This is a genomic window from Gammaproteobacteria bacterium, from assembly GCA_013151035.1.
Taxonomy (GTDB): Bacteria; Pseudomonadota; Gammaproteobacteria; order JAADJB01; family JAADJB01; genus JAADJB01.
This window is the reverse complement of sequence record JAADJB010000030.1, coordinates 852-24,398: the sequence shown is the minus strand read 5'-3', so window position 1 is coordinate 24,398 and position 23,547 is coordinate 852. Positions and strand designations below refer to the sequence as shown.

At 49.3% G+C, this 23,547-nt stretch carries 16 protein-coding genes and 1 pseudogene (1 of these 17 cut by a window edge); 13 read left to right on the top strand and 4 right to left on the bottom strand.

Features of this window, described 5'->3' with window-relative positions:
- Positions 1-48: 48 nt before the first annotated feature.
- Positions 49-534 (bottom strand): SsrA-binding protein SmpB, encoded by a 486-nt coding sequence (smpB, locus tag GXP22_06965; GenBank protein ID NOX09212.1) that lies wholly within the window; start codon positions 532-534, stop codon positions 49-51.
- Between the two features lie 199 nt (positions 535-733).
- Between smpB and GXP22_06960 the strand changes: the two genes are divergently transcribed.
- From GXP22_06960 to GXP22_06950, 3 genes are read left to right on the top strand one after another with little or no spacing between them, the layout of a single operon-like run.
- Entirely contained in the window at positions 734-2,137 is a 1,404-nt protein-coding gene (locus GXP22_06960) for a sodium-dependent transporter (GenBank protein ID NOX09211.1), read from the top strand.
- Positions 2,134-2,571, top strand: coding sequence for a type II toxin-antitoxin system RatA family toxin (locus GXP22_06955; protein ID NOX09210.1), 438 nt, complete (start codon positions 2,134-2,136; stop codon positions 2,569-2,571). Before GXP22_06960 ends, GXP22_06955 begins: the two co-directional genes overlap by 4 nt.
- Complete coding sequence (locus GXP22_06950) at positions 2,561-2,884, top strand: RnfH family protein (protein NOX09209.1); 324 nt, start codon at positions 2,561-2,563, stop codon at positions 2,882-2,884. Before GXP22_06955 ends, GXP22_06950 begins: the two co-directional genes overlap by 11 nt.
- Here the strand turns inward: GXP22_06950 and GXP22_06945 are convergent.
- Positions 2,881-3,369 (bottom strand): outer membrane protein assembly factor BamE, encoded by a 489-nt coding sequence (locus GXP22_06945; protein ID NOX09208.1) that lies wholly within the window; start codon positions 3,367-3,369, stop codon positions 2,881-2,883. The two genes, GXP22_06950 and GXP22_06945, sit on opposite strands and share 4 nt — an antisense overlap.
- Before the next feature lie 86 nt (positions 3,370-3,455).
- Between GXP22_06945 and fur the strand changes: the two genes are divergently transcribed.
- Complete coding sequence (gene fur, locus GXP22_06940) at positions 3,456-3,869, top strand: ferric iron uptake transcriptional regulator (protein ID NOX09207.1); 414 nt, start codon at positions 3,456-3,458, stop codon at positions 3,867-3,869.
- Positions 3,870-3,943: 74 nt separating this feature from the next.
- Here the strand turns inward: fur and recN are convergent, their stop codons facing one another.
- Both recN and GXP22_06930 read right to left on the bottom strand, forming a co-directional pair.
- Positions 3,944-5,614 carry a DNA repair protein RecN gene (gene recN / locus GXP22_06935; GenBank protein ID NOX09206.1) on the bottom strand — a complete coding sequence of 557 codons (1,671 nt, stop codon included), beginning with the start codon at positions 5,612-5,614 and terminating at the stop codon, positions 3,944-3,946.
- A 27-nt stretch (positions 5,615-5,641) separates the two neighbouring features.
- Complete coding sequence (locus GXP22_06930; protein NOX09205.1) at positions 5,642-6,514, bottom strand: NAD(+) kinase; 873 nt, start codon at positions 6,512-6,514, stop codon at positions 5,642-5,644.
- A gap of 83 nt (positions 6,515-6,597) precedes the next feature.
- On the opposite strand from GXP22_06930, the gene hrcA reads away from it, so the two are divergent.
- From hrcA to GXP22_06885, 9 genes and pseudogenes are all read left to right on the top strand, one after another.
- Positions 6,598-7,638 (top strand): heat-inducible transcription repressor HrcA, encoded by a 1,041-nt coding sequence (gene hrcA, locus GXP22_06925; GenBank protein NOX09204.1) that lies wholly within the window; start codon positions 6,598-6,600, stop codon positions 7,636-7,638.
- 135 nt (positions 7,639-7,773) lie between these two features.
- Positions 7,774-8,340, top strand: coding sequence for a nucleotide exchange factor GrpE (grpE, locus tag GXP22_06920; GenBank protein ID NOX09203.1), 567 nt, complete (start codon positions 7,774-7,776; stop codon positions 8,338-8,340).
- 100 nt (positions 8,341-8,440) lie between these two features.
- Complete coding sequence (gene dnaK / locus GXP22_06915) at positions 8,441-10,363, top strand: molecular chaperone DnaK (GenBank protein NOX09202.1); 1,923 nt, start codon at positions 8,441-8,443, stop codon at positions 10,361-10,363.
- Positions 10,364-10,481: 118 nt separating this feature from the next.
- A complete protein-coding gene (gene dnaJ, locus GXP22_06910) occupies positions 10,482-11,615 on the top strand; it encodes a molecular chaperone DnaJ (GenBank protein ID NOX09201.1) in 1,134 nt (377 codons plus the stop codon).
- A 41-nt stretch (positions 11,616-11,656) separates the two neighbouring features.
- Entirely contained in the window at positions 11,657-12,463 is an 807-nt protein-coding gene (gene dapB, locus GXP22_06905; protein NOX09200.1) for a 4-hydroxy-tetrahydrodipicolinate reductase, read from the top strand.
- A 215-nt stretch (positions 12,464-12,678) separates the two neighbouring features.
- The gene (locus tag GXP22_06900; protein ID NOX09199.1) at positions 12,679-13,647 is read left to right on the top strand and encodes a hypothetical protein; all 969 of its coding nucleotides are present in this window, start codon (positions 12,679-12,681) and stop codon (positions 13,645-13,647) included.
- 35 nt (positions 13,648-13,682) lie between these two features.
- Positions 13,683-19,628 (top strand): carboxypeptidase regulatory-like domain-containing protein, encoded by a 5,946-nt coding sequence (locus tag GXP22_06895; GenBank protein ID NOX09198.1) that lies wholly within the window; start codon positions 13,683-13,685, stop codon positions 19,626-19,628.
- A 144-nt stretch (positions 19,629-19,772) separates the two neighbouring features.
- The gene (locus GXP22_06890; GenBank protein NOX09197.1) at positions 19,773-21,773 is read left to right on the top strand and encodes a hypothetical protein; all 2,001 of its coding nucleotides are present in this window, start codon (positions 19,773-19,775) and stop codon (positions 21,771-21,773) included.
- A gap of 772 nt (positions 21,774-22,545) precedes the next feature.
- Positions 22,546-23,547: pseudogene (locus GXP22_06885) on the top strand (hypothetical protein); it runs 306 nt beyond the window's last position.

The window sequence follows — 23,547 nt, the reverse complement described above, 5'->3', positions numbered from 1 at the left end:
CAAGTATATTTTAGCACAAATCGGTAGGGTGTGCATTGCGCACCAGGATCAATGCTGCTTGCCTTTCATAATGCGTTGTTTCTCACGTTTCCAGTCCTGATCTTTCTTGGTTGCGCGTTTATCGTGTTCTTGTTTACCCTTGGCGAGGCCTACATCCAGTTTGGCGCGTCCATGTTTCCAGTACAGGGCGAGGGGGATCAGGGTGTAACCTTTGCGTTCGACGGCACCAATTAATTTATCCAGTTCCTTGCGGTGTAGCAGTAACTTGCGATTGCGGGTGGCGATAGGGTTGACGTGGGTCGATGCACTACTTAATGCGGAGAGGTGGCAGCCATGCAGGTAGGCCTCACCCCGGTGGATGATGACGTAGGCTTCTTTAAGCTGTACCCGTCCGGCACGCATGCTCTTGACCTCCCAGCCATTCAGCACCAGACCGGCCTCGTAGTTTTCTTCGATATGGTAGTCGTGCCTTGCCTTGCGGTTGAGTGCAATGGTGTTGGAGGGTGCGCCGGTCTTTTTGTTCTTTTTCGCCATGCTGTGATTATATCAGTACAGTGGATTTAAGGGAGAGTAAATTTACTTGGAGGCACTGGGCACTTACAATAGACTTTATTATATCTTTGTTGGGTTACGCTATGCTAACCCAACCTATCTGGTTACGGATTATTTTTTTGTGTGTAGGTCGGGTTAGGCGTAGCCGTAACCCGATAATTTTAATATTAAGGGTTTTTATATGTCGGATCAGCAACAAGCGGGACAACGCACATCCATTCATGGTGAATGGTCTTCGCGTTTAGCCTTTATTATGGCGGCAACCGGTTCGGCGGTGGGGCTGGGTAATATCTGGAAGTTCCCTTATATCACCGGGGAGAATGGTGGTGGTGCCTTTGTCCTGGTCTACCTGCTTTGTATTGCGGCGATTGGTATCCCGACTATGATGGCGGAGATCATGATTGGTCGTCGTGGTCGTCGTAGCCCGATTAACAGTATGCGTTATCTGGCGAAGGAGGCGGCTGCGAACCCTTTCTGGCGTTATGTCGGTTGGTCGGGTATGTTGGCGGGGTTTTTGATTCTGTCTTATTACAGTGTGATTGCGGGCTGGGCACTGGCCTATGTGTTTCGTACGGCGGCTGGGGTGTTTGATGGTGCCAGTGCGGAATTTGTCGGGGATGTCTTTAATGGTCTGACCACAGATCCGGAACGGTTGATTGCCTGGCACACTATCTTTATGGTGATGACGATGGTGATTGTGGCGCGTGGTGTGCGGGGTGGTCTGGAAGCGGCGGTGCGTTATTTGATGCCGGCCTTGTTTGTGTTAATGATTGTCCTGTTGGGTTATTCGATGCAGACGGATGCCTTTCAACAGGGGTTGGCCTTTCTATTTAACCCGGATTTTAGCAAGATATCTGCTCACGGGGTATTGATCGCGATGGGGCATGCCTTCTTTACCCTGAGTCTGGGTATGGGTGCTATTATGGTCTATGGTTCCTATCTGCCGCAGGGGATCTCGATTGCCAAGACCTCGATTATTGTAGCGGGGGCGGATACCCTGGTGGCATTACTCGCCGGTATGATTATCTTCCCTATTGTCTTTACCTATGGTCTGGAACCGGGTGCAGGGCCGGGGCTGATCTTCCAGACCTTGCCTATTGCCTTTGGTCAAATGCCGGGTGGTGCCTTCTTTGGTGCCTTGTTCTTCCTACTGCTGGTCTTTGCGGCTTGGTCTTCATCTATCTCCTTGATTGAACCTGTGGTCTCCTGGTTGGTTGAAAACAAGGGAATGAGTCGGGTAATGGCAGCCTCTTTATCGGGGCTAGTGACCTGGTTTGTTGGGTTGCTGACGGTGTTTTCCTTTAATCTGTGGTCGGAGGTAACACCACTGGGCGGGATTACGATTTTTGCAGAAAGTACCTTCTTTGATTTACTGGATTATCTAACCTCGAACATCATGTTACCGTTGGGTGGTTTGCTGATTGCGATCTTTAGTGCCTGGGTGATGATGCGTAAGGATAGCTGTGAGGAATTGGCAATGGAGGATGGTCTGGCCTATCAGGTTTGGCGTTTTCTGGTGCGTTATATCACCCCGGCAGCGGTATTAATGGTGTTTTTGAATGTGACAGGCGTGTTGGAATTATGACGATTGTTGAGAAATCAGCTCTGGTACCTTATAGCGCAAGCCAGATGTTTGCATTGGTCAGCGATGTTGCCAGCTATCCGCAATTCCTGCCCTGGTGCAAGGCCTCTGAGGTTTTGTCGCAAGATAAAGAAGGGATACAGGCCAGTGTGACATTATCCTGGGCAGGGGTTGAAAAGACCTTTGTTACGCGTAACCTGCATCAGCAGGGGCTGGTGATTGATATCCAGTTAGTCGAGGGGCCTTTCAAACAGCTGGAGGGGATCTGGCGTTTTGAACAACTGGGTGATCTGGGTTCCAAGGTGACGTTGGATCTGGAATTTTCATTTTCCAGTCGAATATTGGATAAGATGGTGGGCCCGGTATTTACCCAAATTGCTAATTCGTTAGTGGAGTCTTTTCATAAACGGGCGCAGGAGGTCTATGATGACGGGTAACAAGATCGCAATCGAGTTGGTTTATGCGTTACTGGATCAACAACTACTGCTGGATCTGGAAGTAAAAGAAGGCACCACCATTGAACAGGCTATTCTGCAATCTGGCATCCTTGATCGTTTTCCGGAGATTGAATTAGACAAAAATAAGGTGGGTATCTTTGGTAAGTTGAATAAACTGGATTATGTGTTACGCGCCGGAGACCGGGTCGAGATCCACCGCCCGCTGATCGCTGATCCTAAAGAGGTGCGTAAACAGCGCGCGGCAGAGGGTAAACGGATGAAGAAAGGGGGTGGCGTTACGGCCAGCACCTAATGGGTGTGCCCGCCACCACCACCGCCACCCGTGCTACTGGATGGGCCAGCCGTTACTGAATCCATAACTCGATCGAAGAAGCTTTTTTCTTTCTTTTCTCGATGAGGTACGTTGACACTACTAGAAGGTTTTGTGATACGGGGTGTTGCGTTGGGATTCGGATGCACGTCACCGAAGATGCGGGCGAGGCGACCGTCCACAAATTCTACGCTCATACGTTTTTTCTCATATTCACCGCTGCCCTTTTTCTGGGTGTAGACGTAGTCCCAGCGATCAGTATGAAAAGGGTCCTGTATCAGAGCTGTGCCCATAATAAAGCGTACCTGATTCTTGTTCATACCGGGTCTTAATTGATCGACATCTTCCTGGGCGATGATATTTCCTTGTTGAATATCAATACGATGGGTCCAGGACAGGAGATCTATGCTACAACCGGATAATAATAAGGTTGCATAACAGGCAATATAAATGAGAAGCTTTTGCATTATGATGAGGTTCTTCCGATTTTCAGTGAGCCAATGATAGCTTGAAAAAGGGGTCGGAGTCATTTTTTCTTTTGAGGAACAGGTTGATGGAATCACAAGATATTCGTAAGGCGGGGCTCAAAGTGACTCTGCCGCGTATGAAGATATTAGAGATGTTGGAAAAAAATGTCGGCAGGCATCTGAGTGCAGAGGATGTGTACAAGGATTTACTGGAAGCCGAGGAAGAGATTGGTCTGGCTACGGTCTATCGAGTATTAACCCAGTTTGAGAGCGCCGGTTTGGTAAGTCGTCTGCATTTTGAGGGCGGACACTCGGTGTTTGAGTTGAATCAGGGGCATCATCACGATCATATCCTGTGTGTGAAGTGTGGGCGTGTGGATGAATTTGTCGATGAAACCATTGAACAACGTCAACGTATTATTGCCGGGGAGAAGGGGTATCAGATAACCGATCATTCTCTGCATATTTATGGTGTCTGTGGAGACTGTCAGAAGGAATAATAAGGGACAGACCACGGTTAATTATAATTAACCGAATTAACCGTGGTCTGTCCCCTATTTTAAAACCGTGTCCCCTATTTTACCTGTCCCTGACTTAACATCTCGCTGGCATGTTTGCGCGTTGATGCGGTGATCTTGATGCCGCCTAACATGCGTGCCAGTTCTTCAATGCGTTCATCCTTGAGCAGTGTCTGTATGTTGACCTCGGTATGTTTCTTATGCGCCTGTTTGTGTACTTGCAGATGTTGATGTGCCTGGCTGGCAACCTGGGGCAGGTGGGTGATACAAAGTACCTGACGGGTCTCTCCTAACTGACGCAGTTGTTTGCCGACAACCTCGGCAATGCCTCCACCAATACCGCTATCAACCTCATCATAGATTAGTGTCGGCACCAGTTTGCTATGGGCGGCGATGACCTGAATCGCCAGGCTGATACGTGACAGTTCACCGCCCGATGCGACCTTGTTGAGTGGCATTGGGGATTGTCCCGGATTCATATTGACCAGGAAGTTGATCTGATCCTGTCCCTGTGCCGATAGTGCCTGCCCCGCCTTAACCTCAATCTCAAAACAGGCATTGGGCATACCCAGTTGTTGTAGTTCAGCAATAATCTTTTTGCCCAGTTTTTTAGCCGCCTTGCTGCGTTGTTGATGGATCTTGTCAGCGAGCAGTTGGTATTCTTCATACAGGCTATCAATTGCCTGTTGCAGGTTGTCCTGTTGCTGGCTAGAACCTTGCAGTTGTTCCAGTTCTTGTTGCAGCTCGTGCCAATGTTGATGCAGTTGTTCGGGCATGCGCTGATGTTTGCGTGCAATCTGGTGGATGTCGGCGAGACGTTGTTCCAGCCATTGCAGGCGTTTTGGGTCGGTATCCAGCTGATCGCGATAATGACGCAGGCTGGAGATCGCTTCTTCAATTTGTATCATGCCCTGGCTGAGTAATTCGTTGGCCTCACTCAGGCGTGGATCAATAGCAGTGAGTTCACTGATGTCTCGATTGATATTGCCCAGACGGGTGTGAATAGTCTGATCTTCGGCATCGTACAAGGTCTGTAGTGATTGTTCGCAACTATCAAGTAAGCGGTCACTGTTGGCAAGGCGGCTATGTTCCTGATCAATGCTATCCAGTTCATCTTCGCCCAGGCCTAATTCTTCCAGTTCACGGGTCTGGAAACGGAGTAGCTGGATGTGATCCTCACGTTCATGGCTTTTGCGTTGTAGTTGATCCTGTTGATCCTGTTTTTCGCGCCATTGATGATAGATCTTGCTAAGTTTGCCAAGAGTTTTGCCGAGACCGGCAAAGTCATCCAGGATCTGACGTTGGGTATGACGTTGTAACAGCGCCTGATGTTCGTGTTGGCCATGAATGTTGACAAATAATTCACCCAGTTCGCGTAATTGTTGCAGGGTAACGGGGCGACCATTAATGAAGGCGCGTGATCGACCTTCGCGTGGGATGGTGCGGCGTAACTGACACTCATTATCCTCATCAAGATCATGTGCGACCAGCCAGTCGTTCGCCTCGGGTACAGATTTTAAGTGGAAGCTGGCAGTGATCTCGGCACGTTTGGCATCCTGGTAGATGACCTTGCTATCGGCACGATCACCCAGCACCAGACTTAGTGCGTCGACCAGGATAGATTTACCCGCACCGGTCTCACCCGTGAGGGTGGTCATGCCGGTGGTAAACTCTAGTTCGAGTTGTTGCACGATAACAAAATTGCGGATATGGATATGACTTAGCATAATTGATTAGAGGTTCCTTGAGGAACCTTAAGGGTGTGTGCCCCAATGCAGTTTGGCGCGCAGGGTCTCGAAACAATCATGACCGGGCGGATGAATCAGGCGCAGGGCGTGTTCTTTCTTTTTGATCAGGATGTGATCATTGGCCTCAAGTTCATAGTTGATCTGTCCATCGCAGGTGAGCTGTGCCTTATTATCGGCACGAATAATAATCTCAATGGTGGAATCATTACCGATAACAATCGGACGATTACTCAAGGTATGTGGACAGATAGGCACCAGAACCATAGCGGCCAGTGTTGGGTGCAGGATGGGGCCACCACCGGATAGAGCATAGGCAGTAGAACCCGTTGGGGTGGAAACGACCAGGCCATCGGAGCGTTGGTTATAGAGATAGTGGCCATCAATACTGACTTCCAGTTCCACCATGCGGGCAATATTCAGCTTGTGGGTGACAATATCATTGAGGGCAGTGCTGTGGTGAACGATCGTGCCCCCACGTAATACCTGTGTTTGTAACAGGCTGCGTTGTTCCTCGGCGTAGTTACCGGCAAGAATTTCATCCAGACGTTCTTCGATCTCATCGGGTGAGATATCCACTAAAAAGCCCAGTCGACCCAGGTTGATGCCCAGGATCGCGGTATCGGGATTACTCAGGTTGCGTGCCGCACTGAGCAGACTACCATCGCCACCAACAACAATAACGAGATCACAGTTGTTGGATAGTTGGGCATAGTCCTGGTGTGAACAGGATGCACAATTCATGGTGCTGGCGGTACCGCTCTCCAATAGAACCTCTTTGCCCTGATCCTGTAGATACTGGATCAGGCGTTCTAGCGTGGGGTTGATGTTGTGATCGCCGTATTTACCGATCACCCCGATTTTGTTGAAGAGCTTGTTCATGTGCTCATGATTAAACGAAACGGGGCATACTGCAAATGTTTTGTGTGTGATTCTGGGATATAATCAGCACTATGAATGACATCATGCAAGGAACAGAGCTGAATGAACGTGCCCAGCACATGCTGAAGGTATTGATTCAGCGTTATTTACTGGAAGGGCAGCCGGTGGGTTCACGCGCCTTATCGCGTGATAGCGGACTAAAATTGAGTCCGGCAACGATTCGTAATGTGATGTCGGATCTTGAAGATGCCGGCTTTGTTGCGTCGCCCCATACCTCGGCTGGCCGTGTGCCAACCGTGCAGGGTTATCGCTTTTTTGTGGATAGTTTATTGTCTGTCACCTCAATGGAATGTGCTGAGTTGGGGGCGTTGCAACAGCAGTTGTCGGGGGAAAAGGATCGGGCGATATTGCTGGAATCAGCCTCCAGTATACTCTCCGGGGTGACACAGATGGCTGGGATCGTGACCTTGCCACGAGCGGATCACCTGTTGATTGATCGAGTTGAGTTCCTGTCTTTGGGACGGTCCCGGGTTCTGGTGGTGCTGGAGGCCGGTGATACCGATGTGCAAAATCGGATTATGCATACCGAGCGTGATTTTTCTCCATCCGAACTGGAATATGCCAGTAATTATCTGAGTGCCTTACTGGCGGGTAAGAATCTGAGTGTGGTGCGTCGCTTGTTGCTTAATGAATTGCGTTCGGTGCAGGAGGATGTGAGTCAGATGATGGTGGCGGCAGTCGATATGGCGAGTCAGGGTATTGATTTGGCACCGCTCAAAAATGATTATTTGCTGGCGGGTGAGACCAACCTGATGGGTAATAGTGGCCTGAATAATGTCGATAAGCTGCGTGGCTTGTTTGAGGCCTTTAACCAGAAGCAGGATATCCTGCACTTGCTGGATCAATGTATTGATGCAGATGGTGTACAGATTTTTATTGGTGAGGAATCCGGTTATCAGGCATTGGATGAATGCAGTGTAGTGAGTGCGCCTTATTCCATTGATAATCAAGTGGTTGGTGTTCTTGGTGTGATTGGTCCAACGCGTATGGCCTATGATCGGGTGATTCCGATTGTCGATGCCACGGCACGTCTTTTAGGCGCAGCCTTGAATCTCAAAAAGTAGACCCCATATCGTTTCGTAATAGCCCATTTATTGTGGCATTTGGTGCGTAATGCGCACCCTATGGTTGGGTATTGTTACGGTAGGGTGCGTATTACGCACCATCGAATATTTAATTGATGTGTAGGAGAGATTTTGATGTCCGAAGAAGGTAAGAACCCTGTTTCCGAAGAACAAGAAGAGGTATTGGAGGGAGAATTAGAGCAGGCTCCGAAGGGGCATAGTGAAGAATCCGAGCAGGATGCAACCGTTTTGCTTGAAGATGCCCGTGCCAAGGCGGATGAACACTGGAATCAGTGTCTGCGTCTACAGGCTGATCTGGATAATCTACATAAACGCTCTCGGCGTGATGTTGAGAATGCCCATAAATTTGCATTGGAAAAATTCGCTGTGGAGTTGTTGCCGGTTAAGGATAGCCTGGAGATGGGGATTACCGCTGCCAGTGAATCAGCCGATGCGGAAAAACTGCTTGAAGGTAGTGAGATGACCTTGAAAGTGCTTTCCTCTGCATTGGAGAAGTTTGGTATCACTATGCTTGATCCGACTAATGAACGCTTTAACCCGGAATTCCATGAGGCAGTCACCATGCAGGAACGGGATGATCTGGATTCGAATACCGTCATTACAGTAATACAGAAGGGTTATCTCTTGAATGAACGCCTGATTCGCCCGGCGATGGTGATTGTGTCAAAGACACCCGCGTAGCTGATAGATTAAATAAAAAGGGTCGAGGCCTTGATTTAATTTAACCCGCCCTTATATAAGGATACAGCGAGTAATAACTTTTTAGTGGAGATTGATTGAAATGGGTAAGATTATCGGAATTGACTTAGGTACCACGAATTCCTGTGTGGCAGTGATGGAAGGTGGTAAGGCGCGTGTGATTGAAAATAGTGAAGGTGATCGCACAACGCCATCAATTGTGGCCTTTGCCGAGGATAATGAGGTATTGGTTGGTCAGTCAGCCAAACGTCAGGCAGTGACTAATCCTGAGAATACCCTGTTTGCGGTGAAACGTCTGATTGGTCGTCGTTTTGACGAAGATGTGGTGCAACGTGATATTAATCTGGTGCCTTACAAAATTGTTAAGGCTGATAATGGTGATGCTTGGGTTGAAGCGCGTGGTAATAAGATGGCGGCTCCTGAGATCTCTGCCCGTGTGTTGCAGAAGATGAAGAAGACCGCAGAGGATTACCTGGGTGAAGAAGTCACCGAGGCTGTGGTAACAGTGCCGGCTTATTTCAATGATTCCCAGCGTCAGGCAACCAAGGATGCGGGCAAGATTGCCGGTCTGGATGTAAAACGTATTATTAACGAGCCAACCGCAGCAGCCCTTGCCTATGGTATGGACAAGAAGCGCGGTGATGTGAAGATTGCCGTCTATGATCTGGGTGGTGGTACCTTTGATGTCTCCATTATTGAAATCATGGAGATTGATGGTGAACATCAGTTTGAGGTGTTGGCAACCAATGGTGATACTTTCCTTGGCGGTGAAGATTTTGACAAGCGTGTTATTGATTACATGGCTGATGAGTTCAAGAAAGATCAAGGTATGGATCTGCGTGGTGACCCATTGGCAATGCAGCGTCTGAAAGAGGCGGCAGAAAAGGCCAAGATCGAGTTGTCACATAGTCAGCAGACCGAGATTAACCTGCCTTATGTCACCGCCGATGCCAGTGGTCCTAAGCATCTTAATCTGAAAATTACCCGTGCCAAGCTGGAGTCTCTGGTTGAAGATCTGATTGAACGTACCATTGCTCCTTGTAAGACAGCCTTGAAAGATTCTGGTCTCTCGGTGAGTGAGATCGATGATGTCATCCTGGTCGGTGGTCAGACCCGTATGCCCAAGGTTGGCGAGATGATGCAGGATTTCTTCGGTAAGGAACTGCGCCGTGATGTTAATCCTGACGAAGCGGTAGCGATTGGTGCCTCGATTCAGGGCGGTGTGCTGGGCGGTGATGTGAAGGATGTATTATTGCTGGATGTGACACCATTGTCTCTGGGTATTGAGACTATGGGTGGTGTGATGACCAAGTTGATCGAAAAGAATACCACGATTCCTACCAAGGCGAATCAGGTGTTCTCAACGGCGGATGATAATCAGACCGCAGTGACAGTGCATGTGTTACAGGGTGAACGCGATCAGGCATCGGCGAATAAATCACTGGGTCGTTTTGATCTGAGTGATATTCCTCCGGCTGCACGCGGTGTACCACAGATTGAAGTGTCACTGGATATTGATGCCAATGGTATCTTGAATGTGTCGGCTAAGGATAAGGCAACGGGTAAGGAACAGTCGATTATCATTAAGGCATCCAGTGGTCTGTCAGATGATGAAGTCGAACGCATGGTACAGGATGCCGAAGCGCATGCTGATGAAGATAAGAAATTCCATGAGCTAGTGGATGTGCGCAATCAGGCCGATGCTATGATTCATGCTACAGTGAAGTCATTGGCTGATCTGGCGGATGAAACCGAAGCGGATGAGAAGGAAAAGATTGAGGCTGCAATCACTGCTTTACGTGAAGCCATGAAGGCTGATGATAAGGATGATATTGAGGCAAAGACCAAAGAGTTAACCGATGTTGCAGGCAAATTGGCAGAACGTGCCTATGCCAAGAAGCAGGGTGATGCCGGTGCTGCTACGGCTGCCGATGCGGGTGAACAGTCTGCCGGTGGTGAAGATGTCGTGGATGCCGAATTTGAAGAGGTTAAAGACGACAAGTAAGCCGTAAAGGGTGATTGTGGTGCGTGGTACGCACCCTACCAGGTTGTGGTGGGGTGCGTATTGCGTATGAAGGTTTTTTTGTTCGGTAGGGTGCGTACTACGCACCAATGGTTGATTTATGGCTAAAAAAGATTTTTACGAGATTCTCGGTGTTGCCAAGAATGCTAGTGAGGCAGAGATAAAGAAGGCCTTTAAGCGCAAAGCAATGAAACTTCATCCGGATCGCAACCCGGATGACAAGAGTGCCGAGGACAAATTCAAGGAGGCTAAAGAGGCCTACGAGATCCTTAGTGATGAACGTAAACGTGCCGCCTATGACCAGTTTGGTCATGCCGGTATCGACCCTTCGATGGGCGGTGGTGGCCCGGGTGCGGGTGCCGGTGGTGGCAGTTTTAGCGACATCTTTGGTGATGTCTTTGGCGATATGTTTAATGGTGGTGGCGGAGGTAATCGTGCTTTTCGCGGCGCGGATCTGAGCTACAACCTGGAGCTGAGTCTGGAGGATGCTGTTCAGGGCACTACCGTTAAGGTGCGTATTCCGACCATGGTGAAATGTGACCCCTGTGGTGGCAGTGGTGCTAAAAAAGGTTCTAAACCTGAGCCTTGTACCACCTGTGGTGGTCACGGTCAGGTGCGTATGCAACAAGGCTTTTTCTCGGTGCAGCAGACCTGTCCTAAGTGTCAGGGCAAAGGGACTGTTATCAGTGATCCTTGCCCGTCCTGTCATGGTCAGGGACGCGTGCAGGAACACAAGACCTTATCCGTGAAGGTACCCGCCGGGGTTGATAATGGCGATCGTATCCGTTTAGGTGGTGAGGGTGAAGCGGGTGAGAATGGTGGGCCAGCCGGTGATTTGTATGTGCAGATTCGCGTCAAGAAGCATAATATCTTCCAGCGTGAGGATAGCCATTTGCATTGTGAAGTCCCTATCAGTTTTGTAGCCGCAGCCTTAGGCGGCGAACTGGAGGTGCCAACTCTGAGTGGTCGGGTGAAACTCAAGATTCCTGCCGAGACCCAGTCCGGCAAGGTATTCCGTATGCGTGGCAAAGGTGTGAAGCCAGTGCGTGGTGGTGCAGTGGGTGATCTGATGTGTCGGGTGCATGTTGAGACCCCGGTCAATCTGAATAGTGAACAAAAGGATATGTTGCAAGCCTTTGCTGATAGTATGGATAAACGCAGTAGTCATCATAATCCACAGTCACACAGTTGGTTAGGTGGCGTGAAGAAATTCTTTGAAGGCATGAAATTATAGGTGAATGTGGTGCGTGGTACGCACCCTACAGGGCAATAATTATGCAAACAACACGATTGGCCATCATGGGTGCTGCCGGGCGAATGGGGCGTACGCTTCTAGAAGCAGGCTCCAATGCTGAAGGTGTAAGTATCGGTGCCGCACTGGAGCGTGAAGGTCATGCCGTTATCGGTATTGATGCCGGTGAGATGGCGGGTCTGGGTGCGTTGGATATTAATGTGGTTACCGATCTTGCGGCAGTGACGGATCAATTCGATGTATTGGTTGATTTCACCGTGCCATTTGCCACACTGGCGAATATCGAGGTCTGTCGTCAGGCAGGTAAGGCGATTGTGATCGGAACGACCGGTTTCACGGATGAGCAAAAGGCACAAATTGCAGCTGCGGCGCAGGATATCCCTATTGTCTTTGCACCAAATATGAGTGTTGGCGTGAATCTGTGCTTGAAACTACTGGATATGGCTGCCCGGGTGTTGGGTGATGAGGTTGATATCGAGATTATTGAGGCACATCATCGTCATAAGGTGGATGCGCCCTCCGGTACCGCTCTGCGTATGGGTGAGGTGGTGGCTGATGCACTGGGTCGTGACCTAACAGAATGTGCGGTCTATGGTCGCGAGGGTATCTCGGGTGAACGTGATCGCAAGACTATTGGTTTTGAGACCATTCGTGCCGGTGATATCGTCGGTGATCATACGGTGATGTTCGCTGGTGTCGGAGAGCGTGTCGAGATTACCCATAAGGCCTCATCGCGTATGACCTTTGCCAGTGGTGCGGTACGTGCTGCGGGTTGGTTGGCGGGTAAGGATGCCGGGTTATTCGATATGCAGGATGTGTTGGGATTGTGATTAGGTAATAATGGTGCGCAGTGCGCACCCTACCCAGGTGTGCTGTTTTTGTAGGGTGCGTACCACGCACCGAATAAAAAAGTGTGATGAAAGTCCTTGATGCCACCCATTCAATGTGAGACTTTATGGTTTCTGGATAGGCGAAACATTATATTTTCGACTATACTCGGCTCAGGGTAGTTAACTTACACATACCACGCGAGTGGTTCGAGGTGATGATGACTTTTGTACGATGCGTTGCTCAATCTTTGAGCGATATAGGGACGATTGCAATCAACAAACGTTTTTTTGCGATATTACTGTTTTTACTCCCCCTCACAAACCCCGCTTATGCCGCTACAACTAGTCTGGTCGAATATCAAAATAATCAATTAACCGTCCTGATGAAGGATGTCCCCATCAAGACTGCCCTGGAGCAATTGGCGCACAAGCTGAATATCCGCGTCTTGTTTGATAAGGCGCTTACCGGCACAGTCAGTGCCAAATTTACCCATCTTAGTGCCGAAGAAGGTCTGCGGCGTATTCTCAAGCATCAAAGTCATGCCCTGTTCTTCAAGCAGGTTGGCAAGGATCAGTTTGTTGTCGAGCAGGTGCGGATCTTCCGCGAGGGTATGCAGGCTCAGGCGGAATACGAGGTGATTGAGGCCGAAGGGAGTTCAGTCGCAGCGCATTCATCCGCGACGCGTTCCGCGAATAGTTTAGCGACTCGATCAGGTGCTGTTGCGCAACCCCGTTCAACCTCAGCCAATGAAACGGCTAAAAACACCCGTGTGACTAGCCCAAGCCAGGTCATCAAGGCACTCAATGAGAGTCAACGCACTATCGCTATGTTAAACCACAAGGCGCAAGTGGAAAGTGATATTTTGCAAGGAAAGATTGCAGAACAGCGCCGACTTGCCGCTATGGGGGAAGGGGATGTCAAAGAACGCCTGGATGAGGCTAAGTTCTTGACCGGTCAAAAGGCCAAGAGCGCACAGAATAATCGAGATATGTTGTTGAATGAACAAAAGAATATGCTGGTTTTGCAAAAAGAACTGGTAACACTCAAGAACCCGGCTGAGGAGCGGCAAGCATTGCTGACACGGCTAGATCAACAACAAAGAACACAGTCTGGTAAGACCCGCAGCAGTGGTCAACAGGCGCAAATGCAACAACGGCGTAATAAATACACCGATCGTTTTTAAGACTTTTGATTAATTTAATCTGGATGACAGGTGTCATGATGAACACACAAACAATGAAATCACTCTTTACTTCATTCTGGTCTCTCTTTATCGGGCTGTTTCTACTCTCGGGTATGGCCAATGCGGTAACGACCTATCAGACCAGTGATTATTTCCCGAATATTACCGAACGGGTGTATGCATATAATCAGGTCTCCTCATGGGGGTATGAAGAAAGTGATATCTTCTGGGTGCGCGCCGAGGTTGATAGCCCTATTACACCACCAGGCACGAGTGAAACCGTGGTTAGCAGTTATCAAACAGCCCTCGCCGAACGTCATTATTTTACCCAGGATAGTAGTGCGGGTCGTACACGCCATGCCAAGAGTGTGGATAATGACTTTGATGGTCACAAAATTCGTTACTGGTATGACTTTGTTGGTGATCCTGCTAATCTTTCTGCTGGTTTTTTTGTTAGTGATCCAGCCAGTTATATTACTTCAGGAACATTCAGTAGCAGCAATCTCGATACACCAACCCCTTTTCTTCCGGGGTTGCTAGAACCCGGTGTGGTTTATGAGAAGACCTATGCCAGTGTTGTTCATGATTATTACCCGGATGATCTGGCTAAACATAATCTGAATAAACGCAGTAAACGTATCGATAATCTGACGGTAACCATTGATGATAATGGCGGTGTTTTGCATGATCTAACCAATTTGGCTCATCCAGCCTATGATAACCCATTAGCGGATGGTGCTATGTTTATTGATGTCTGGCAGACCGCTGCGCCCGGTTTTTTGAACGGTCTGCTTAAGGTTACCTATGAGAGGGAGCGCACCTGGAAGGACACTGGAGATACCGATCATGTGGTAAAGACCGAATACCGTAAGTCGGGTGTTGGTGTCGTCTTTAGTGTAAGAGAATCAAGCAATGCCCAGGGGGTATTGACGAGGACTACCTTTCAGTGGATGTTATCCAATACCGTAGACGGTGTAGTGACTGAGCCTTCGCTCATCCAAAGAGCCCTGGTTGATATTCAGGATGCCGGTGGTAGCAGTAATATTGCCGGTGCCTGGGTGAGTGCCGAGGTCTATGCGGTGGATGATAATGGTAATGTTGATCTGGATTCCGATAACAATCCTATAGTTGATTATGCCTCATCGAGTGCTGTGCCGGATGATGCCGGGCTGCATACCCTGTTTTTAATTGATGGGAGCAATGATCTCACGCTGTTCTATTCTGCCAGCGTGTATTTTGAGCAATCGGCTGCCCATACAGCCAGTGATATGTTTAATACCACAACCGTGCTTTCTCTGGGATCGACAACGGCGGATACGGTGACGGTGTTTGTCACCAATGAAGCGGGTACGCCGATCTCGAATGTTAATGTTGAGGCATACTCTGAGTCGAGTTCTTCCTATGCCGAGGGTGTCACTGATGCTGACGGCAATGCTCTTTTGTCACTGGATCCGACGGTCAGTGATTTCGATCTCCATCTATGGCCACAGGGTGATGAACTATTTGGTGGTGTATGGACGGGTGATGGTATGGATACCCCACCTGCCAGTTATCCAGCCAGTGCCAATGTGGGTGATGAAGGGAATCCCCTGGTTATTCCGGCGATAGCCGACTTCAATGATGGCGGCACCTTGTACATCGTGTTGCAAGGTGGCGTAGAGGTATCGGGTACGGTACGAGATAGCAATGGTGCGCCGGTTGAAGGTGTGCGTGTCATTATTGAGCCTATCTACATTATTGAACCCATTTATACTCCAGGAAATGAACCTGGGCTTGGAATACAGTCATCGGATATAGATCCGGGTTTAGGTCTGCCAACAGGTGATCTGGGACGTTTCTCCTCGACCATTACCGGGCCGACGGGTGCCTATTCCGCCTATGTAACGGCGGGTGATTACAAGATTCGCTTTGAAACGGCTTATACCGATGATAATACTGGCGACCCCGTTAATGTGCCGGGTGTATCGGGTGGTTATGCCGATGATCAGGGTGGGGTGACGGGTTGGGAAACTGCCAATGTCTTTACTATAGGGAGTACACCACAGGTCGTGGATGCCACCTTGCAGGCGGGTATTACCCTCTCGGGTGTGGTTGTCGATGGTAGTATGAATCCCATCGCTATTGCTATGGATGTCTTTGTCTATAACCAGGATTATAGCTTTACCTACAATACGACAGTTAATGTGCTGGATGGTAGCTTCTCGGTCTCGGTTGCCCCGGGTCAGGATTATTCTATTGAGTTTAATGCCCCTTGGGACATCCAGACCGGGGTGCAGGATATAACCTACACCAGTGGTCGCTATGTGGTGCATCCAGAGTTTGGTAATACCGCAGGTTTGTTTGAATCTCCGTACATTATGGGTGACCCGTCTACAGTACCGTTAGTGATTGCCAGTAAGCTGACGCAACAGGCGATTACTGACTATATGCTATTGCTTGATCCGGGTGGTGCGCTAGGTATGGCGACGGATATGGCGGCTCTGGGTGTCAGTGATTATCTGCTGGGTATTGTTGTGGGTATATTCGATGACAATATCGTGACGCGCCTGCGGGTTGATCAGGATATGGCTATCCTGGCGCAGGTGGATGGTGGCACAGCAATTCAGGGTCGTTTGGTTGATGCGGATGGCAATGGTATTGCCAATGCCTGGGTCAATACGGATACCAGTGGTACTGAGACCGATGATAACGGTTGCTTTACCCTGAATATGACCAATTCAGCCCTGGTGCAAGTTGCGGTTCCGACCTTCCAGTTAAATATTTGGCCGGGGCCAGGACAGAGCTTCCTTGGCGGTCTGGTGGCAGGTGATGCTGGTAATGGCTACGACCTGGTTTCCGATTGGGACCTGGCAAGCGGGTTTAATAGTGATGTTGAGAATGATTCAAATTGGCCGGGTGATGAGCTTGATTCATTAGCCGATGTCTGTGGTGCGGGTGCTGTGGGTATGCTGATTAGCGCGGGTGGTGGTGTTGCGATCACGGGTCTTGTGACCGATGGAACCAACCCCTTGTCCGGGATCTGGGTCAATGCTCAATCACCGGATACCGGTGAGAATGGCGGTGCGCTAACCGGTATTGATGGTACTTATAACTTGTTGGTTGCGGGTGCTCCCGGTATTAGTGAGGTGGATTACGAGGTTGGGATCTGGGATCCGGCTTATCTATCACCAGAGCCACTGATTGCGGTAGTTAATAGTACGGGTGTGACTGCTGTTGAGCAAATGGATGGAACCCCTGTTACTGGAACGTCTGTTGATTTTGTCCTCGGTGGCGGTAATGCCATCTCGGGCTTTGTGCGCGATGAAGCGGGTAGTGGTATCAGTGGTCTCTGGGTTGATATCTACACGACAGATGATTACGCCTTAGGTCAATCAGGGCAGGTGTTGGCGAATACCTGGTTTGGTGGCAATACCAATGAGGATGGTGCCTTTAATGTGAATGTGCCAGCGGCTGATAGCTATGTGGCTGTGGTACGAGGTGAGTCTTCGTGTTATCGCACGGTTTATTATAACGCTCAGTCCTCAGAGGATGATGCGGATCGTATTGATACCAGTGCAGGTTCAGTTGATGGTGTTGATTTCCGTATGACCTCGGGTCTGACGATTAATGGCAACATTATACTTAATCCGGCATTACCTGATGGTGAAACCTTGTGGCTGAATGTCTGGTCAGAGCAGGCTGACAGTGGGAGCTATGCCGAACTAACTGGTGATGGTACCACCACAAGTTTTGATTTTACGATGTGTGGTCTATCCGAGGCGGGTGATTATCGCCTGGGTTGGTACTCGGATAACTATATGAATGGTCAGTACGGTGGCACACCCGGAACGCCTGATTCAGGGCCGGTAGACTGGAGTCAGGCAACTGAACTGGATACGCGTGGCGGTAATGTGGATGGTGTGCAGATATCATTGAGTGCCGGTAGCACCTTGACCGTTGTGGTTAATGGTCTACGAGATGGTGAGCAGGTAGAAGCCAATCTATGGTCTGAGGGTCTGATGATGGGTGGCTGGGGTAACGGCACGGCCGATGCCTCGGGTGCAGCAACGGTTGAGTTATTGGGTGTTAATCCTACAGGAACCGATTATCGTTTGTCGGTTAATGTCTGGAATGGTGCTTATATGAACGGGCACTATCAGGGTGATCTGACAGACAGTAATGCAGGTACCCTGGTGGGTTGGGATCAGGCGACTCTGATTGATATGAGTATTGATGAGGCGTTGCTTGTCACTATGGCAACAGGTGGCTCAATCTCGGGTACTATTCGTGATCTACCTATTGGTGAGCGGGTGTGGATTAATGCCTGGTCGGATACCACCTGGGTGGGTAATAGTGTTGAGGTTACAGGTGTAGACAGTGATGGTGATGGTGCAGCAGATGATGTGGCATATAGTATTAAGGGTCTGGCACTGGTGGGTGGCTATCGCCTCGATATCTGGGGTGATGATGTGCCCTCGGGTTTCTGGGATGGAGCCACGTCGGTGTATCGCCCACTGGTCGGTTGGGAACGTGCTGGGGTGATTGATATTAGCTCAGGCAATAGTGCCGATTATCCCAATGCCAATATATTGGTACCGGCAGGCTGGAGTATCAGTGGTACGGTGACCGGGATGCAAACGGGTGATTGGGGCTGGATTGATAGCTGGTCAGATAGTACCTATGCCTGGGGTGGCACACAACTGGAAGGGGCTGCCTCGGTTGCTTACGAGATCAAGGGCTTGATTGATGCCACTGATTATCGAGTCAGTCTGTCGGCTGATGGTTATGTCAATCAGGCGATTGATCCTGTCGTAGTGAGTGGTGCCGATGTCACGGGTAAGGACTTTGCCCTCGGTGCGGGTGGCAGTATTGCGGGTAGTATCTCGGGTCTGGTTGCTAACACCTGGGTCTGGGTCGATGTCTGGTCACCCGGCACGGATGCCTGGGGTGGTGTCAGTTTGATGACTAATGCCACTGGTGCAGTAGATTATCAGGTTAAAGGCCTGGCAGATGCGAGCGATTATGTCGTGTCCATTTCGCCCTCTGTCGGCTGGTTTGCCTACGCTGTTGGCGGTGCAACGCCAGTGTGGAGTGATCATACGCCAGTTGCGGTTGCCAGTGCTGCGGATGTGACAGGTAAGGACTTTATTATTAATCTCGGTAGTCTGCATACCCTGTCGGGTACGATTGCCGGTGTCGATAATGGTAATATTGTGGATATCTCGGCATGGTCAAATAATGGTGGTTGGGCCTATGTCAGTCGTAGTGGTAATGGTAGCTATGAGCTCACAGGACTACTAACGGCTAATTACAATGTTGAAATTCGTAGTCAGGGTCGTGTCAATATGCGCACCTCGAATGCCGTAGTGGTGGATTCGGGCGGTGCAGTGACCAGTAGTAGTGCGGGTAACTGGGTCTCGGGTGTAAATACTACGGGTGATGTTGACGTTAATCAGGATGTCACCGGTCTGGATGTGACCTTGTTGGCAGGTCGAAGTATTGCGGGTTATGTGAGCAATGGTGGTAACCCGATTGTTTTCACCCAGGTCAATGCCTGGTCTGCCAGCACCGGTTCGGGCGGTAGCACCAGTACCAATAGTGCGGGTGAATATACAATCACCGGTCTGTTGCCAGCCAATGACTATGTGGTTGAGGTCTGGACTCAGTTGGGTTCCAAGTCACAGTCGCCTGTTGATGTTAGTGCTGCTGATGCAGCAGGTGTTAATCTTGTGATTACCACACGAACAGGTTCGATCTCGGGTACTGTCACACAAGGAGGGGCTAATGTGAGTTCCGCTTTGATCTATATCTATGATGAGTCGACGAGTAAATTTACTGCAACGGCTGCAACGGGCACAAATGGTGGGTACAGTATTGGTAATCTGGATCCAGCCAAGACCTATCGTGTGGATGTCTTTTTACCACCGACCAATTTTACCAGTGCGGATGGCACAGCCTCAGGTGTTACCGGTAATAATAGTACGCAGGATTTCACTTTGTAGGATATTAGTGCGCAATGCGCACCCTATGGCTTGGATGTTTTAAGGTAGGGTGCGTACCACGCACCAAGGCAATGTTTGATTACCAGAATAGATCTGTGACATAGTCACGGTTAATCGAAGAAGAAAAGTGTCGAGGAGCGATGCATGAAGATTGAAGTAATAAAGAGCCTGATGGGCAAGGCGTTGTTGTGTGTACTATTAGGTTCAATTTTACCCGCACAGGCGGTGATTACCACCGATCCATCGAATATCACCAGTTCAACCCATGCTGTTAATATCTCATCAACAAAGAGTGATATTACAATATCGTGGGATGCAGCAATAAGCGATGCCAGTGGTCTGACCTATGATTATGTGCTGGATCAGAATGCAATACTGGATCAGGCAGGTATGACGGTAGCGGTTGGTAGTGAAAATACCTCGGTAAAAATAGGTGGTACTCTGAGCAATGGTTCAATAACGGCGGATTTTAATGCCGTAGTGGATGGTACATTTTATTTTCATCTGCAGGCCTACGATAGTGATATTCCTATTGGAACCAGTGCAATCCTGCATTTTGGCCCACTGATTCTGGATACTGCACCGACCCTGGCAGCAACACCGATTGCCCCGGCAACAGGCAGTCATACCAGTGCTATATCGGTAACGATTACCGGTAGCAAATTTATCACTGGGGCAACGTTACAGTTGCTTGAGGATGTCAATAATGCAACCAGTCATCCATCAGTAAGTCTGACCTCGGTTAATGTTACCGGTTCCAATACGATTAGTGCCGTTATTCCAGCAAATACCGCGCCGGGTACCTACGACCTGAGCGTGACCAATGGTGGTGTACATGGGCAGGGTATTGTTGGTCGAGCGGCCTATATTTCAACCAATGTCCTGCCAGTTGCCAATGCCGGTAGTGACCAGAACCTATCCCTGAGTAGTGGTACCGTTGCCATTAATCTATCCGCCTCAGCCTCAGCCGATAGCGATAGCGATCCATTAACCTATCTGTGGACGGCAACAGCGGCACTTGCCAGTTCCGGTGTTACCGTAAACTCAACCTATCCGGTTGAGAACAAGACCCTGAATGTGACCGCTACGGGTGATTATACCTTTAGTTTGGTGGTGAATGATGGGTTTGCCAATAGTAGTGTCGATACGGTCACATATACCGTGACTTCATCAACCTCGAATAATCCGCCAGTTGCCAATGCCGGGCTCAATGATTATGTTGACCCTGGTGATCTGGTGGCATTGTCAGGCTCTGCTACAGATATTGACAGCACGGATACCTTGACCTATAGCTGGACGATGACCGATAAGCCCACCGGTTCCAGTGCCAGTCTGGCAAATGCAACTACCCAGACCCCTGGTTTTACTGCTGATTTGTGGGGTGTTTACACCATTAGCTTGATAGTGAATGATGGTACTACGGATTCAGTGGTTGCTGATACTGTGCTGGTGACTGCTGATACCCCGCCGGTACCCAATGCCGCCTTAAAGGCAGGTTCAGGCGTGGTTATTGATAGCCCGGTAACTCTGACAGCCGCAGGTTCCAGTGATGCCGATGGGGATAGTATAAATTTCTTCTGGACACTCTCGGCACAACCCGTGGGGTCGAGCATAAGCTTTACCGATCTGGCAAGAGCGGTAGAGGATCTGGTGTTTACACCGTTAATAGCCGGTGATTATACGTTTTATGTGACAGCGAATGATGGTATTCGTGGTAGTAATAATCCGACATCTTCTGAGGTAACGGTGACCATTGGTAGCGTTAGCCTGGATGTGGATGGTGACGGTGATGCTGATGCCAATGATGGTTTGATGATCCAGCGGCGTTTAACCGGTGCGGGTTCAGTGGCATCCGGTGTGGTGCTGCCCACAGGCGTAGGTGGTTTAGGCACCAATGGTGCACGTACCGATGCTGAAGTGGTTGCTGTGATTGATGGTTATGCGACCGGCCTGGATGTGGATGGTGATGCTGATGCTGATGCTAATGATGGTTTGATGCTACAGCGGCGCTTGACCGGTGCGGGTTCTGTTGCCTCCGGTGTGGTGTTGCCAACAGGCGTTGGTGGCTTGGGCACCAGTGGTGCACGTACCGATGCTGAGGTGGTTGCGGTTATCGATGCCATGAAACCTGCAGTCTCACCATAATAATGGTGGCAACAATAATTATTGTTGCATAGAATACAACTCATCGTTTGAGTAATTAGAAGTTAAAGGGATTAGTTTAATGCGAATCAACACAATGAATTCAGGATATAACACCATGCATAGAATCAAGAACATGTTGGGAGCTGGCCTGCTTCTTATGATCAGTATGTTGGGATTCGCGACGACCGCTCATGCGGTTGGTGGTTCGGTGACATTGACAGCAAGTACAATAGTGCAAGTGGTGGCGGGTGATTTGGTGACTTACACCGTTGAGCTGGATTCAACAGCAACTAAGTTAAATGCTGTAGGAGTGACCCTGGATTGGGATGCCTCAGTCTTTGCGCTGGATGCCTCTAACAGCCTGGGTGTGGCGGGTGATAATGATCCGCATGGAACGCACTATGCGGATGGTGAGTTTGGTATTGAACAAAATGATGATAACGGGAGCGTTAATCTGGTGTTTTCCAGTGCTGAGGATCTATTGCAGTTGCGCTACAGTGATAGTGATGGTGAGAATGAGGCCATGTTCGGTATCTCGGGCAGAGCCTACGTTAATAATACACGTACAGGATCACGTCTTGAGGGTGGTAGCCCGATTTCGAAATATGAGCTCTTCTCTATTATATTGAAGGTTAAGGCAGGTGCATCAGCAGGTGTATCAACAGTGACGGCACGCGTGATTGCTGTTTCTGATAATGCAGCTTCAGTTACTTCCAATTACACTGTCGGCACAGTTAATAGCACAGTCTTTGTCGATACCGATGGTGATGGTATCGGTGATTCGGTGGATAATTGTCCTACTGTTAATGATGTTGATCAGACCGATACCGATAGTGATGGTCAGGGTGATCCTTGTGATACGGACGATGATGGCGATGGTCTGAGCGATGTGGCTGAAGGCAATCTGGGGACTGATCCACTACTGGTTGATACGGATTCAGATGGTACCAATGATAATACCGATAACTGTCCTGTTGATACCAATACGAATCAGTTGAATACCGATGGTTTGAATGATGGTGGTGATGTCTGTGATTTGGATGATGATGAGGATGGAACACCTGATGTCAGTGATGCCTTCCCGTTAGATGCCACAGAAACAACCGACACCGATAGTGATGGTGTGGGTGATAATACCGATAATTGTTTGGTTAATGCGAATGCGGACCAACTGAATACCGATGGTATGAATGATGGTGGTGATGCCTGTGATCTGGATGATGATAATGATGGTTTAAGTGATGTAGATGAGGCGGCCGCTGGTACTAATCCATTGTTGATGGATAGTGATCTAGATGGTGCCTATGATGGCGCGGATAATTGTCCGGCTGATGCCAATGCGAATCAGACAAATACCGATGGTCTGAATGATGGTGGTGATGTCTGTGATCTGGATGATGATGAAGATGGAATACCTGATACCAGTGATGCCTTCCCGTTAGATGCCACAGAGACAGCCGATACCGATAGTGATGGTGTGGGTGATAATGCGGATAACTGTCCGACTGATGCGAATACGAATCAGTTGAATACTGATGGTTTGAATGATGGTGGTGATGTCTGTGATCTGGATGATGATGAGGATGGAACACCTGATGTCAGCGATGCCTTCCCGTTAGACGCCACGGAAACAACCGATACCGATAGTGATACCGTGGGTGATAATGCGGATAACTGTCCGGCTGATGCGAATACAAATCAGTTGAATACCGATGGGTTGAATGACGGTGGTGATGTCTGTGATCTGGATGACGATAATGATGGTTTGACGGAT

Bases quoted from the DNA above. Each gene is read 5' to 3' on its own strand.
- smpB (NOX09212.1), bottom strand. From the start codon at position 534: ATGGCGAAAAAGAACAAAAAGACCGGCGCACCCTCCAACACCATTGCA.
- GXP22_06890 (NOX09197.1), top strand. From the start codon at position 19,773: ATGAAGATTGAAGTAATAAAGAGCCTGATGGGCAAGGCGTTGTTGTGT.
- GXP22_06955 (NOX09210.1), top strand. From the start codon at position 2,134: ATGACGATTGTTGAGAAATCAGCTCTGGTACCTTATAGCGCAAGCCAG.
- fur (NOX09207.1), top strand. From the start codon at position 3,456: ATGGAATCACAAGATATTCGTAAGGCGGGGCTCAAAGTGACTCTGCCG.
- grpE (NOX09203.1), top strand. From the start codon at position 7,774: ATGTCCGAAGAAGGTAAGAACCCTGTTTCCGAAGAACAAGAAGAGGTA.
- recN (NOX09206.1), bottom strand. From the start codon at position 5,614: ATGCTAAGTCATATCCATATCCGCAATTTTGTTATCGTGCAACAACTC.
- GXP22_06950 (NOX09209.1), top strand. From the start codon at position 2,561: ATGACGGGTAACAAGATCGCAATCGAGTTGGTTTATGCGTTACTGGAT.
- GXP22_06900 (NOX09199.1), top strand. From the start codon at position 12,679: ATGATGACTTTTGTACGATGCGTTGCTCAATCTTTGAGCGATATAGGG.
- dapB (NOX09200.1), top strand. From the start codon at position 11,657: ATGCAAACAACACGATTGGCCATCATGGGTGCTGCCGGGCGAATGGGG.
- GXP22_06895 (NOX09198.1), top strand. From the start codon at position 13,683: ATGATGAACACACAAACAATGAAATCACTCTTTACTTCATTCTGGTCT.
- dnaJ (NOX09201.1), top strand. From the start codon at position 10,482: ATGGCTAAAAAAGATTTTTACGAGATTCTCGGTGTTGCCAAGAATGCT.
- hrcA (NOX09204.1), top strand. From the start codon at position 6,598: ATGCAAGGAACAGAGCTGAATGAACGTGCCCAGCACATGCTGAAGGTA.
- GXP22_06945 (NOX09208.1), bottom strand. From the start codon at position 3,369: ATGCAAAAGCTTCTCATTTATATTGCCTGTTATGCAACCTTATTATTA.
- dnaK (NOX09202.1), top strand. From the start codon at position 8,441: ATGGGTAAGATTATCGGAATTGACTTAGGTACCACGAATTCCTGTGTG.
- GXP22_06960 (NOX09211.1), top strand. From the start codon at position 734: ATGTCGGATCAGCAACAAGCGGGACAACGCACATCCATTCATGGTGAA.
- GXP22_06930 (NOX09205.1), bottom strand. From the start codon at position 6,514: ATGAACAAGCTCTTCAACAAAATCGGGGTGATCGGTAAATACGGCGAT.